The sequence below is a fragment of the Nitratifractor sp. genome (assembly GCF_015487065.1).
GTDB lineage: Bacteria > Campylobacterota > Campylobacteria > Campylobacterales > Sulfurovaceae > Nitratifractor.
In genome coordinates this window covers 1-12,111 of record NZ_WFQN01000065.1, presented here as the reverse complement: position 1 = coordinate 12,111, position 12,111 = coordinate 1, and the positions used below count along the sequence as shown (strand labels likewise).

13 protein-coding genes and 1 pseudogene are annotated in these 12,111 nt (G+C 55.1%); 6 read left to right on the top strand and 8 right to left on the bottom strand.

Going from position 1 to position 12,111, the window contains the following annotated elements:
• Nucleotides 1-63: 63 nt before the first annotated feature.
• Entirely contained in the window at nt 64-852 is a 789-nt protein-coding gene (locus F8I07_RS03600; protein WP_292655842.1) for a molybdopterin-binding protein, read from the bottom strand.
• Between the two features lie 159 nt (nt 853-1,011).
• Nucleotides 1,012-2,868: an RNA polymerase sigma factor RpoD gene (gene rpoD / locus F8I07_RS03595; RefSeq protein ID WP_292655840.1), complete on the bottom strand. Its 1,857-nt coding sequence runs from the start codon at nt 2,866-2,868 to the stop codon at nt 1,012-1,014.
• 184 nt (nt 2,869-3,052) lie between these two features.
• On the opposite strand from rpoD, the gene gmhB reads away from it, so the two are divergent.
• The 5 genes from gmhB (at nt 3,053) to gmhA (ending at nt 6,974) form a co-directional block, all read left to right on the top strand.
• Nucleotides 3,053-3,544, top strand: coding sequence for a D-glycero-beta-D-manno-heptose 1,7-bisphosphate 7-phosphatase (gene gmhB, locus F8I07_RS03590; protein ID WP_292655838.1), 492 nt, complete (start codon nt 3,053-3,055; stop codon nt 3,542-3,544).
• A complete protein-coding gene (gene rfaD / locus F8I07_RS03585) occupies nt 3,534-4,529 on the top strand; it encodes an ADP-glyceromanno-heptose 6-epimerase (RefSeq protein ID WP_292655836.1) in 996 nt (331 codons plus the stop codon). The genes gmhB and rfaD overlap by 11 nt, the downstream gene beginning before the upstream one ends.
• Nucleotides 4,530-4,598: 69 nt before the next feature.
• Nucleotides 4,599-4,988: a four helix bundle protein gene (locus F8I07_RS03580; protein ID WP_292655833.1), complete on the top strand. Its 390-nt coding sequence runs from the start codon at nt 4,599-4,601 to the stop codon at nt 4,986-4,988.
• Nucleotides 4,981-6,414 (top strand): D-glycero-beta-D-manno-heptose-7-phosphate kinase, encoded by a 1,434-nt coding sequence (gene rfaE1 / locus F8I07_RS03575; RefSeq protein ID WP_292655830.1) that lies wholly within the window; start codon nt 4,981-4,983, stop codon nt 6,412-6,414. Before F8I07_RS03580 ends, rfaE1 begins: the two co-directional genes overlap by 8 nt.
• Complete coding sequence (gene gmhA / locus F8I07_RS03570; RefSeq protein ID WP_292655827.1) at nt 6,411-6,974, top strand: D-sedoheptulose 7-phosphate isomerase; 564 nt, start codon at nt 6,411-6,413, stop codon at nt 6,972-6,974. The genes rfaE1 and gmhA overlap by 4 nt, the downstream gene beginning before the upstream one ends.
• Before the next feature lie 109 nt (nt 6,975-7,083).
• Here the strand turns inward: gmhA and F8I07_RS03565 are convergent, their stop codons facing one another.
• From F8I07_RS03565 to F8I07_RS03540, 6 genes are read right to left on the bottom strand one after another with little or no spacing between them, the layout of a single operon-like run.
• Entirely contained in the window at nt 7,084-7,617 is a 534-nt protein-coding gene (locus F8I07_RS03565) for a Uma2 family endonuclease (RefSeq protein ID WP_292655824.1), read from the bottom strand.
• A 41-nt stretch (nt 7,618-7,658) separates the two neighbouring features.
• On the bottom strand, nt 7,659-8,618 hold the full coding sequence (waaF, locus tag F8I07_RS03560) for a lipopolysaccharide heptosyltransferase II (protein WP_292655821.1): 960 nt from the start codon (nt 8,616-8,618) through the stop codon (nt 7,659-7,661).
• 4 nt (nt 8,619-8,622) lie between these two features.
• Nucleotides 8,623-8,946, bottom strand: a complete 324-nt coding sequence (locus F8I07_RS03555; RefSeq protein ID WP_292655819.1) for a type II toxin-antitoxin system PemK/MazF family toxin — start codon at nt 8,944-8,946, stop codon at nt 8,623-8,625.
• Nucleotides 8,933-9,166 (bottom strand): hypothetical protein, encoded by a 234-nt coding sequence (locus F8I07_RS03550; protein WP_292655816.1) that lies wholly within the window; start codon nt 9,164-9,166, stop codon nt 8,933-8,935. Before F8I07_RS03550 ends, F8I07_RS03555 begins: the two co-directional genes overlap by 14 nt.
• 51 nt (nt 9,167-9,217) lie before the next feature.
• Entirely contained in the window at nt 9,218-10,423 is a 1,206-nt protein-coding gene (locus F8I07_RS03545) for a nucleotide sugar dehydrogenase (protein ID WP_292655814.1), read from the bottom strand.
• A gap of 37 nt (nt 10,424-10,460) precedes the next feature.
• A complete protein-coding gene (locus tag F8I07_RS03540) occupies nt 10,461-11,441 on the bottom strand; it encodes a glycosyltransferase family 4 protein (RefSeq protein WP_292655811.1) in 981 nt (326 codons plus the stop codon).
• A gap of 407 nt (nt 11,442-11,848) precedes the next feature.
• On the opposite strand from F8I07_RS03540, the pseudogene F8I07_RS03535 reads away from it, so the two are divergent.
• Nucleotides 11,849-12,111 (top strand): annotated as a pseudogene (locus F8I07_RS03535) (hypothetical protein); the annotation flags it as partial.

Below are 12,111 nucleotides of genomic sequence, written 5' to 3'. Positions count from 1 at the left end.
GTTTGAGGGTGTAGGAGAGTGTCTCGCCGTCGGAGAGTGAGAGTCGGTGAAGTGTTTCGGAGCTCATTCGTCTCCGTTGGTCTCGTCTCCCAGGCTGTAGGGAATGCCCCGCTCCTCCAGTGCCCGGATGAAGGTCCCGAAAGCCTCGTCGACCTTTCGGGGATCCCGGCCGCTCAGGGAGATGATGACCCTGGGGCCGTCGCTGTAGAGTTTGGGGAGGCTGGAGAGCTCCACCCCTTCGGGCAGCTTCTCCATCAGGTCAATCAGTGCGCTTTCGCGGGTGAGGGCGGTGAGGGATTTTCGGACGCTTTTGTCCCGGCGGGGAGGGAAGAAGCGATCCAGCGCCTCCCGCACCATGGGATGGGCCATCTCCGGGAAGCCGGGGGTGAAGAAGTAGCGATCGTCCATATAGAAGCCCGGCATGCCGTTGACGGGATTGTTTGTCAGGAGTTTGGCTCCCCGGGGCAGCTCCGCCATACGCAGAGGGTATTGGCGGTTGGGGACCTGCATCTTTTTCAGATGCTCTTCGATGATCTGTCTGGCTTCGGGAAGCTCGATCAGCCGTCCGTCTCTCAGGGCGATGGCCGCCGCTTTGCGGGTGTGGTCGTCGGGGGTGGAGCCGATGCCGCCGAAGGTGAAGACTACGGCGTTGGGCTGGGAGGCGAGGAATTTGAGGGTCTGGACGATGAGGGCCGGATCGTCCTCGATGATGAAACTGCCGGAGAGTCTGTAACCGCGCTCCAGGAGCTCCCGGGAGAGGAAGTCGAAGTGTCTGTCGTTTCGGCGCCGGTTGAGGATCTCGGTGCCGATGATTAAAGCGAAAAATTTCGCTTCGCTTTGGTTGTTCTTCATTGATGATCCTTCGGAAACAGGTCATTAAAGGTCATTTGAGGTCATTGATGGTCATTTAAGGGAGGGAGTAATTTTCCTCTCCCAATGACTGCACGCGAAGCGTGCAAAATGACCTCAAATGACAGCGAAGCAAATGACTTGAGGAGTGAGGCCCGGGCCTCACTCCTCGATATAGTTCTTCAGTTTTCTTCCAACTTTCGGGTGCTTGAGCTTCTTGATGGCACTGGATTCGATCTGGCGGACCCGTTCGCGGGTGACGTTGAGCTCCTTGCCGATCTCTTCCAGGGTTCGGTCGCTCATATCCTCCAGGAGGCCGAAGCGCATGCGGATCACCGCCTGCTCCCGCTCGTTGAGCTGTCCGAGGACCTCGTCGATCTGCTGGTTGAGATCGTCGTTGAGGACCGCTTCGGTGGGGCTGATGCTGTTTTTGTCCTCGATGAAGTCCCCAAAGCGTCCGTCATCTTCGTCGCCGACGGGCGTTTCGAGGCTGACGGGCTCCTTGGTGATCTTGATGACATTTTTGACCTTGTCGACGCTCAGCCCCACCTCTTCGGCGATGGTCTCCAGGTCAGGTTCCTTGCCGGTCTCTTGGAGGTGTTTGCGGATGATCTTGTTGATCCGGTTGATGGTCTCGATCATGTGGATCGGGATCCGGATCGTGCGGGCCTGGTCGGCGATAGCCCGGCTGATGGCCTGGCGGATCCACCATGTCGCGTAGGTGGAAAATTTGTACCCCTTCTGGTACTCGAACTTGTCCACCGCCTTCATCAGGCCGATGTTGCCTTCTTGGATCAGGTCGAGGAAAGGCAGGCCTCGGTTGGTATAGCGCTTGGCGATGGAGACGACGAGGCGCAGGTTGGATTTGGCCATCCGGGTCTTGGCCCGCTCGCTCTTGGTCTTGCCGATGCGGATTTGCTCCAGGATCTCCTCCAGTTTCTCCGGGGGTAGGTCGAAGCTGTTTTTGCTCGCCTCCCGGGTCTCGAAGAGCTTTTTGATCTGGACATAGGTGCTCACCATCGTCGTTTCGGGGACGGCGGCGGCGATGTCTTCTTTGGACATATTGACGATATTGTCCAGGATCTTCTGGTGGTTCGCCCGCAGCTGGTCGTTGAAGAGTTGGAGACGGTATTCGAGGCGCTTGAGCTCCTTTTCGAAGCCGTCGTCGCTCTTGAGTGCGGTCTCCATGGCTTTGACCAGCTCGTTGATCAGTTTGCTGGTGGGCCCGAGATTTAGCAGAGCCTTTTTGAGCTGATGCTTGCGGAAGGCGACCTTGAGCCGCTCGTGAAAGATCGTCTCTTCGTCGGCTTCGCCCTCTTCCTGGAGCTTCAGGAGCTTGTTGCGCTCCTTGAGCCACTCTTTTTTGGCCTTTTCCAGGGCTTTGAAGCTCTCGACGACCTGGGTGACCCGTTTGTCGGCCTTGCGGGATTTACTGGTCGCCTCGTCGACCTCTTCATCTTCGTCGTCGCTGCTATTGTCGTCGAAACTTTTGAAGAGCTCCTTGACCCGGCGTTCCCGGTTGAGCAGGGGCTCTTTGTAGTTGAGGATATAGTCGATGAGATAGGGGACGGAGCAGATGGCGTCGATGATGATATCTTCGCCCTCTTCGATCTGCTTGCTCAGCTCGATCTCCTCCTCTTTGGTCAGCAGAGGGATTTTGCCCATCTCCCGCAGATACATTCGCACGGGAGAATCGGAGCGGCTCCACTCCAGAAGCTCTTTTTCCTTGGTGATATCGAACTCTTCCTCGATTTCTCCGTCGCTGAGTTTTTGGCGTTCTATCTCTCGGCGCTCCGCTTCCTGGAGAGTGAGATGCTTGGCATATTCGGAGGCGGAGAGGATCTGGACGCCCTTTTCGTCGGCCAGCTTTTTGATCTTTTTGGCCTGGGCGGCAGTGGGGGCCTTGTCAAACTCCTTGGCCAGGTTCTCGAAGGTGATCATCTCACCCTTTTTGGCTTTGTTGAAAAGGGCTTCGATCGTTTTCATCGTCTCTTTTTTTTGAGATTTCTTGGGGGACATCGTCGTGGGTTCTCCTTGGAAAATGAAGCTGCTGTATTTGAGGAATAAGGGGGATTATATCGAAAATTTATCCGTCACTGCTCATCGCCCATATTATCGTCACTCTTGATCCTGGGTGGTTCTATCTATCCTCCTCAGCCGGTATAAGGTATAATTAAATCAAAAAAAGAGAGCCGGGAGACCGATGGCGAAACGCAAAGCACTGTTTCTGGACCGGGACGGCGTGATCAACGTGGATCACAGCTATGTCGGCCGGGTAGAGGATTTCGAATTCGTCGAGGGGATCCTGGAGCTGATCCGGGAGGCGGAGGCCGAGGGGTATCTGCCCATCGTCGTGACCAATCAGTCGGGGATCGGGCGAGGTTATTATTCGGAAGCCGATTTCGAGAAGGTGACGGCCTATATGCTGGAGATGATGCAGAAGGCAGGAATCGGTATCGGCAGAGAACAGGTCTTTTCCTGTCCCCATGCTCCCGAGGAGCAATGTGCTTGCCGCAAGCCGCAGCCGGGGATGTTTCTGGAGGCTGCCCGGCGCTTCGATCTCGATATGCCGGCCTCCTGGATGATCGGCGACAAGGCTACGGATATCGAAGCGGCGGAAGCGGCGGGCGTGGGACACCGGGCGCTCGTCCCGCCCGATCAAGCTCTCCAATGGAAGGAACTCAATGGATTTTAACGGCAAAACGATTCTGATCACGGGGGGAGCCGGGTTTATCGGCTCCAATCTGGCTTTCTGGTTTCAGGAGAACCATCCCGGCGCCCGGGTGGTGGTCTTCGACCTCTTCCGCACCGGAGAGACCTTCGCCAACGGTAACCTGCGCAGCTTCGGACATTACAAAAATCTCCAGGGGTTTACCGGGGAGATCATTACCGGGGATATCACCGATCCGGAGGATCTGAACCGCCTGCGGGACTTCCGCTTCGACTACATCTTCCACGAAGCGGCCATCAGTGATACCACCGTCAACGACCAGAACATTATGATGCGGACCAATCTCAACGCCTTCAAAGACTTGCTCCAGATGGCCAAAGAGATGGGCGCGGCGATGATCTACGCCAGCAGCGGCGCCACCTACGGTAATGCTCCGGCTCCCCAGACCGTGGGGCGGGAGGATCCGGCCAATATCTACGGGTTCAGCAAGCTGGCCATGGACCATCTGGCCTATGAGTGGATGAAGACAAGCGACCGGCCTATCGTGGGGCTGCGTTATTTCAATGTCTACGGCCCCAGAGAGTATTTCAAGAACAAGACCGCTTCGATGGTGCTCCAGTTCGGCCATCAGATTCTGGCGGGGAAAACCCCCAGGCTCTTCGAAGGGAGCGACAAAATCCTGCGCGATTTCATCTACATCGACGACATCATCCAGGCCAACATCAAAGCCTGCAACCCCAAAAAAAGCGGCGTCTACAACGTCGGCACCGGCAAAGCCCGTAGCTTCCAGGATATCGTCGATATCCTCCAGGAGCAGCTGGGGACAAACCTCCCCTGCGAATATATCCCCAATCCCTTTGTGGGGCAGTACCAATTCTTCACCCAGGCCGATATCGAACCGACCCGGGAGTTTCTGGGGTATGAGCCGGAAGTGACGCTGGAGGAGGGAATCCGGCGTTATCTGCCGGAGATCAAACGGCTTTTTGAGACGGAAGTTTCTGGTCGATAAAGGTCGTCGTTTGTCGTTTGAACAGGGCTCCGCCCTTCTTTGTCGTTTGAATTTGAAATGGAGTAGTCGATGAAATGTGAAAAACTGGATGTTTGGAAGAAGTCTGCGGCTTTAAGTGCGGAGATCTATCTCTATTTCCGAAATGCAAAAGATTACGGTTTCAAAGATCAGATAACCCGATCCGGTTTATCGATTCCTTCCAATATCGCGGAAGGGGTTGAGAGAGTTTCCGACAAAGAGAGTTATCGTTTTCTGGATATTGCACAGGGATCGGCCGCCGAATTGAAAACACAGATTTTCATCGGTATGAAAATTGACTATATTGAAAAAGATCAGGGGTTTTGCTGGATTGCAGAACTAGAGGATATCGGTAAAATGATTGTCGGTTTGAAGAAGCGTTATCTGTCTAACGACAAACGACAAACGACAAACGACGAAGGCGAAGCGACTCATGCGTAAGTATGAAGCGGCGCGCCCGCGACTCCTCGTCGTCGGCGATCTGATGATCGACCACTATCTCTGGGGGAAGACGGAGAGGATCTCTCCCGAAGCACCGGTGCCGGTGATCGATGTGCGCCAGGAGACGGAGGTTCTCGGCGGGGCCGGGAACGTGGTGAACAACCTGGTGGCTCTGGGAGCGAGAGTAGAGGTGGCTTCGGTCATCGGTGCCGATGCCGACGGTGAGCGCCTGGAACAGATGCTTAGAGCCCTGGATGTCGGGACCTCGGCTATTCTGAAAGACGGTAGCCGTACCACCACCCGCAAAAGCCGGGTGATCGCTTCCCACCAGCAGGTGATCCGTTTCGACAGTGAAACCCGCCAACCGGTCACAGCAGAGAGTGAAGCGAAGCTTTTGGCGCGGATCGGGAAACTCTTGGATGAGGGGATCGATACGGTGCTGATCTCCGATTACGGCAAAGGGGTCCTGACCGAAGGGGTGACCCAGGGGGTGATCGCCCTGGCCAAAGAGCGGGGCATCCGGGTCATGGTGGATCCCAAAGGCAGAGACTACGCCAAATACCGGGGCGCCACCGCCATCACCCCCAACAGAAAAGAGGCCTCCGAAGCCACCGGCATCGCTATCGTCGACGAAACGTCGCTGCGGGAGGCGGGATTCCGGCTCAAGGAGGAGCTGGAGCTGGAACGGGCCATCATCACCCTCTCGGAGGAGGGGATGGCGATCTTTGGCGACGAGATGCGGGTGATCCCTACGGTGGCGAAAGAGGTCTACGATGTGACCGGTGCCGGGGATACGGTGATCGCTACCCTGGGCTACGTGCGGGCCTGCGGAGGTTCCATCGACGAAGCGGCCCGGATCGCCAATGCCGCCGCCGCCGTCGTCGTGGGCAAGCTGGGCAGCGCCACGGCCACCTGGGACGAGATCATCGCCTACGAGAAGGCTCTGCACGAATCGACCACCGAGCATCGGATCAAGAGCCGGGAGGAGTTGGCCGAAACGGTCCGGCATCTCAAGAAAGAGGGCAGAAAGATCGTCTTTACCAACGGCTGTTTCGATATCCTGCATCTGGGGCACGTCAAATACCTGCAAAAGGCGGCCGGTTTCGGGGATGTCCTGATCGTGGGCCTCAACAGCGACGATTCGGTCCGGCGTCTGAAAGGATCGGACCGCCCCGTCAATCCCGAGTATGACCGGGCCTACCTCCTGGCGGCTCTTGAGGCGGTGGATTATGTGACGATCTTCGACGAAGATACCCCCTACGAGCTGATCAGGATCGTCGAGCCCGACATCCTGGTCAAGGGGGGAGACTATGCGGGCAAAGAGGTCGTCGGCAGTGACATCGCCAAAGAGGTCCGCCTGGTCGATTTCGTCGAAGGGCGGAGTACCACGGCGACGATAGAAAAGATGCGAAAGGAACAGAAATGAAAGCACTGATCTACAAATCCCTGGCGGCCCATCGGGAGGTGCTGGACAAGGTGGAGACCGAGATGCAGGGAGCCATCGAGGCGGCGGGACGGCTGATGCTCCAGACGCTGCAAAACGGCAACAAGGTTCTGCTCTGCGGCAACGGAGGCAGTGCCGCCGATGCCCAGCATATCGCCGCGGAGCTGACGGGTCGCTTCCTCAAAGAGCGGCGGGGACTTCCGGCGGTCGCCCTGACCACCGACACCTCCGCCCTGACGGCCATCGGCAACGACTACGGCTTCGACCGGGTCTTCGAGCGGCAGGTGGAAGCCCTGGCGGTAGAGGGGGATCTGCTTGTCGGCATCTCCACCAGCGGCAACAGCGCCAATGTGCTGCGGGCCCTGGAGCGGGCCAACGCCCTGGGCTGCCTGACCCTGGGGCTCAGCGGCAGGGACGGGGGCGCGATGAACGATCTGTGCGATCTGAACCTGGTGGTCCCGGCTCAGGAGACCGCCCGGATCCAGGAGATGCATATCCTCATCGGCCATCTGCTCTGTGCGATGGTGGATGAAGGGTTTTGAATGAATAGTGAATAGTGAAAAATGAAAAGTTTAGGATGGCCGCTACGCGGCTTTTCATTTAAAAGTTAAAGAGGGGCGACGCCCCCTTCTAACGACAAACGACGACATTTCAATTCCAGATCTTTGAAAAATCGAAGTCGATGGTACACTTTTGCAGATCGAAAGTGAAGGCTTCGTCGGTGGCGTCCAGAGCTTTGGCGTAGCGGCCGTCTTGGGTGAGCCGATAAACTTTCGCGAGCTTTTCGTCGGGATAGACCAGGACGTAATAGCGTACCCCTTCTCTTTGGTAGATGTCGAATTTGAGATGTTCATCTTTGGCGGCGGTGGAGGGGGAGACCACTTCGAAGATCAGTGAAGGAGCTTTGGTTATGTAGCTGCCATGAGGTTGGTAGCATAGAACCAGGTTGTCGGGTTGCACGATAGTATCTTCCGCCACATGCCAATCAATGGGCAGGTAAGCTTTGCACTCTTTGCATGAAACGAGCTCCTGTTGTAAAGCGATATGGATATTGCCGCTTACATCTTGATGTTTGGGCATCGGTGCCGGGCTCATGGCGAAGGCTTCGCCGTCGATGACTTCCCAGCGTCCTTCCCAATGTTTATAATCTTTATACGTGTAATGCGGCTTAATGTCTTTGGCCATTCCCATCATTCATCCTTTCTCTCGTTGCAGGTCTGGCATTATTATGCCAAAACTCTTACAACCGCTTCCAGCACTTCCCCCGCTTCGATCCCCTTCATACATTCGTGGTGTTTGAGAGGGCAGGTGCGTTTCATGCAGGGGGCGCACTCCAGGTCATGACGGACGATGATGTTTTTGGGGGTCATCCATTGAGACGTTTCCAAATGCTTGGTTGGGCCGAAGATCGCGACGGTCGGGATTCGGTAAGCCGCCGCGACGTGCATGGGGCCGCTGTCACCGGTGAGGAAAAGATCGAGGCCCCCGATGGCGGAGCAAAGTTCCGGGATCGTCGTTTTGCCCGCCAGATTATTGACGTTTTCGACATTCTGTTCCCGTAACATCCTCTCGATATCCTCGGCAATATCGGTCTCGTTCGGGCCGCCGAAGATCACAATGTCGAAGCGATCGCTCAGGGTGGCGGCAACTTCGGCGAACTTCTCGGGATACCAGCGCTTGGCGCTGCCGTAGCTGGCGCCGGGGTTGATCCCCAAAGTGGGGCGAAGGTAGTCTTTGGCAGGCCAGTCGAGGCGCAGGGGGCCGGGGTGATCCTCACGGCCGGTGACAGTGTTGATGAAGGCGGCGTATTTTTCGACTTGATGGGTTGTCGAGTGGGTAGTGGGTAGTGGGTAGTGGGTAGATTTTTTGAAGAGGTGTTTCCGCTTGGAGCCTGTGAGTGTGAGGAAGAGTTTCGAGTAGAAGTGGCTGCGGAAGCTGAGGGCCAGGTCGTGGGGGCCGAGCGCTTTGGCCAGGCGGTAGATATTGAGGGGGCGGAAGCCGCCTTGCTTGCTTTGATCAACGACTACCCGGTTGACTCTCGGATGGGCTTTGAGCGCTTCGGTAGCGACATAGGACCCCACCAGAGTAATCTCGGCATCGGGATAGGCGGCGTAGAGATTTTCCAGTGCCGGCGTGGCCATGACGGCGTCGCCCAGCCAGGTGGGAAGTTCGACAAGGATTTTCATGTGATCAGAGGAGATCCAACTGGAGTTTGACGATCCGTTCGACGGCGGCCAGCTCCGCGGCACTGACGACTCCGGCTTTGGAGATGAGCCGGAGTTTGCTGATGGTGGTCAATTGATCTGCCATCGCTTTGCTCTCGATACCGTTGAAGTTGATAAGCGTTTCGCAGGGATAGAGTTTGGCAACCTGCGAACTGAGCGGGATCACCTGTACCCGGTTGAGGTAACGGTTGGAGAGGTCATTGCTCAGGATGATCGCCGGGCGCTTTTTGCGGATTTCACCTCCGACCGAGGGGTCGAAGTTGACCCACCAGACTTCACCACGCCTCATGGGACTCTTCGTCTTTGAAGGCGATCGCTTCCCACTCGGAAGCCTCCGTCTCCCGCTCCCGGTCTTCGGCCATGGCGCGGTATCCCTCTTCCATGCGCTTTTTCAGAACATAGGGGCGGAGAAGATTTTCGATAAAACGGCTTACTTTTCCGGGGCCTATCACTTCACGCAATCCGTAATAAACCTCTTCGTCAATTGTAATGGTCAGTTTCTTTTGCACAGGAAATCCTTCACGTGTAATTACACGTATTATACCGATTTTCCAGGGAGATTAGTCGTTGCCGAAAAGGTCCCGGGTGTAGACCTTCTCTTTGACATCCTCCAGGGCCTCGCTCATCCGGTTGGCGACGATGACATGGGATCTCTTTTTGAACGCTTCCAGGTCCCTGACCACTTCGGAGTGGAAGAAACACTCCTCCTCCAGCACCGGTTCATAGATGATCACTTCGATCCCCTTGGCCTTGAGCCGTTTCATGATTCCCTGGATGGCACTGGAACGGAAGTTGTCCGAGCCCTGTTTCATCACCAGACGATAGACCCCCACCGTACCGGCCGGATAGCCGTACTCGTCTTTGGGGAGGCGCTCCACGATCCGGTCGGCGATGAAGTCCTTGCGGGTGCGGTTGGCGTCGACGATGGCCCGGATGAGGTTGCTGGGGACCTCGGCATAGTTGGCCAGCAGCTGCTTGGTATCCTTGGGGAGGCAATAGCCGCCGTAGCCGAAGCTGGGGTTGTTGTAGTGCATCCCGATCCTCGGATCGAGTCCTACCCCTTCGATTACCTGCCGGGTATCCAGACCGTGGGTTTCGCAGTAGCTGTCGAGTTCGTTGAAATAGGCGACCCGCATCGCCAGGTAGGTGTTGGCGAAGAGTTTGATGGCCTCGGCTTCGGTGCTGTCGGTGAGGAGTATCGGTACATCTTTATCGATAGCGCCTTCCAGGAGCAGCTCGGCGAAACGCTTCGCCCGATCACTGCGCTCTCCCACAACGATCCGGGAGGGATGCAGATTGTCGTAGAGGGCTTTGCCTTCCCTCAGAAATTCGGGGGAGAAGATAAGATTATCGGTTCCGAATTTTTTGCGCATTTTCTGCGTAAACCCCACAGGGACCGTGGACTTGATCACCATGACCGCTTCGGGGTTGACGGCCAGTACGTCGCCGATGACCGCTTCGACGCTTTTGGTGTTGAAATAGTTGGTCCGGGGGTCGTAGTCGGTGGGGGTGGCGATGATCACATAGTCGGCATCCCGGTATGCCTCTTCTTTGTCCAGGGTTGCACGAATGCCGGGATTCGGATTTTGAATAAGTCTTGGGAGGTATTCCTGGATCTCTTTGTCCTCGATGGGAGAGACCCCCCTGTTGATCATCTCCACCTTTTCGGGGATGATATCCAGGGTGACAACTTCATTGTTCTGAGCCAGCAGGAGGCCGTTTGAGAGGCCGACGTAGCCGGTCCCGGCAATAGTGATTTTGGGCATTAACATTTCCTTCCAAAAATCTATTTATCACGTGATTTTATCCAAAATATCTCTGGATCAGCTCGAGGGTCTCACGGACATTTCGTTCGATGGGGTACTGTTCCACGATCGTTCTCGCTTTCCGGGATGATTGTTCCAGTTGAACCGGATCGGAGAGAAATCGGTCGATCGTTTCAACGATGGAAAGATCGTTCGGCCGGTCCATGACCCACGCCTTTGGGAGTATCTCCGAAGCCCCGTTCTGACGGGTGGTCAGGGCGACGGTCCCGTAGCTGAGGGCCTCAGGGATTACGTTGGAGAAGGGTTCATACCGGGTAGGGAAGAGAAAGAGATCGGCCCCTTCGTAGAAGCGTTCCACATCGGTTCTGGAACCGGTGAAGATGACATGATCGGCTACTCCGAGTTCTCTGGCCATTTTGCGGTATTTCCCCATATGTTTCTCTTTGCCGACGATAAAGGCATGACAGGAGTATCGGAGGCGGGAGAGGATCATCAGAAACTCCCGCACTCCTTTGCGTTCGAATCCGCTTCCTACGAAAAGGAGGACCGGCAGCGAAGGATCGAATCCGAACTCCTCCGCCAGGGAGCATTTCGCCTCGGGTTTGTTGAATCGTTCGGGGATGGGGACACCGTTGTGGACGACATGGATCTTTTCCGGCTTGGTTTCGGGATAGAAGCGCAGGATCTGCTCTCTGACGAGATGGGAGTTGGCGATGATGAGTCTGGCGTTTTTGAAGGTTCGTTTTTCCAGCCATAGATAGCTCAGGTGAAGAGGATTGAGGCTGAAGCCCTTGGTCTGAAGAAACGCTTTATGGACTCCGTCTCCTGCCCGGTAGATATCCGGACAGGTAATGCGATCGAGGGAGAAATAGATTCTCGTCATTTGTCGTTTTTCGTTTTTCGTTTGATCTTTTATTTTGCAGATCTGCCGACTGAAGAGGAGGGCTTTGAGCCAGGAGGGGAGTTGCTTGGGAAGTGTGGAGTGGAGGATCTCCGTCTGGAACCCTTCTCGTTTCATTGCGGAGTCCAAACGTTGGAGGTAGCGTTCGGCTCCACCGAAGTCGGTATGTTTTTGGCGGATGAAGAGGATTTTTTTGTGATGTGGTTCCAATAGAGAGCTTCACTTTTTGTTTTTTTTGATATCTAATCGAACTGATCCCTCTGAATGTTCTCGCTTTTCGAGGGCACTTCTTGAATAGGGGGTATAGAGTACAGAATTATGCACAATTTTCCTTAGCTCTCTCTTTGCTTGATTCGTTTGAGGAATTTGTCCATTGTTCTCATTGGATATTTACACTGTCTAAATGTTTCAATTGGACATTCTCCTGCAATATACAGGAAAAGTTTGAAAAAAGTATCTTTAAATAGTAGAATTAAATATAAAATTAAATATATCAATAATTTTTTAGCAGGGAAGAAGGGATAATGTTAAACCTTTATTGGAGGCTACGGCATAGGTTGGAATTTTTGAAGCCGAAGAACCTGAGGTCGGATAGGAGCGTTATTATCAGACAGTATGAGAAACGATTGGGTGTAAAGCCGGATTTGGAGCATCCGGAGACCTATACGGAGAAGATACAGTGGCTCAAACTTCATTATCGGCCGGAGATACTTACAACACTTGCGGACAAATGTTTAGCAAGGGAGTATATCAAAGAGAGAGTAGGAGAGGAGTATCTTGTTCCACT

Bases quoted from the DNA above. Each gene is read 5' to 3' on its own strand.
- F8I07_RS03600 (WP_292655842.1), bottom strand. From the start codon at position 852: ATGAAGAACAACCAAAGCGAAGCGAAATTTTTCGCTTTAATCATCGGC.
- rpoD (WP_292655840.1), bottom strand. From the start codon at position 2,868: ATGTCCCCCAAGAAATCTCAAAAAAAAGAGACGATGAAAACGATCGAA.
- gmhB (WP_292655838.1), top strand. From the start codon at position 3,053: ATGGCGAAACGCAAAGCACTGTTTCTGGACCGGGACGGCGTGATCAAC.
- rfaD (WP_292655836.1), top strand. From the start codon at position 3,534: ATGGATTTTAACGGCAAAACGATTCTGATCACGGGGGGAGCCGGGTTT.
- F8I07_RS03580 (WP_292655833.1), top strand. From the start codon at position 4,599: ATGAAATGTGAAAAACTGGATGTTTGGAAGAAGTCTGCGGCTTTAAGT.
- rfaE1 (WP_292655830.1), top strand. From the start codon at position 4,981: ATGCGTAAGTATGAAGCGGCGCGCCCGCGACTCCTCGTCGTCGGCGAT.
- gmhA (WP_292655827.1), top strand. From the start codon at position 6,411: ATGAAAGCACTGATCTACAAATCCCTGGCGGCCCATCGGGAGGTGCTG.
- F8I07_RS03565 (WP_292655824.1), bottom strand. From the start codon at position 7,617: ATGGCCAAAGACATTAAGCCGCATTACACGTATAAAGATTATAAACAT.
- waaF (WP_292655821.1), bottom strand. From the start codon at position 8,618: ATGAAAATCCTTGTCGAACTTCCCACCTGGCTGGGCGACGCCGTCATG.
- F8I07_RS03555 (WP_292655819.1), bottom strand. From the start codon at position 8,946: ATGAGGCGTGGTGAAGTCTGGTGGGTCAACTTCGACCCCTCGGTCGGA.
- F8I07_RS03545 (WP_292655814.1), bottom strand. From the start codon at position 10,423: ATGCCCAAAATCACTATTGCCGGGACCGGCTACGTCGGCCTCTCAAAC.
- F8I07_RS03540 (WP_292655811.1), bottom strand. From the start codon at position 11,441: ATGAAACGAGAAGGGTTCCAGACGGAGATCCTCCACTCCACACTTCCC.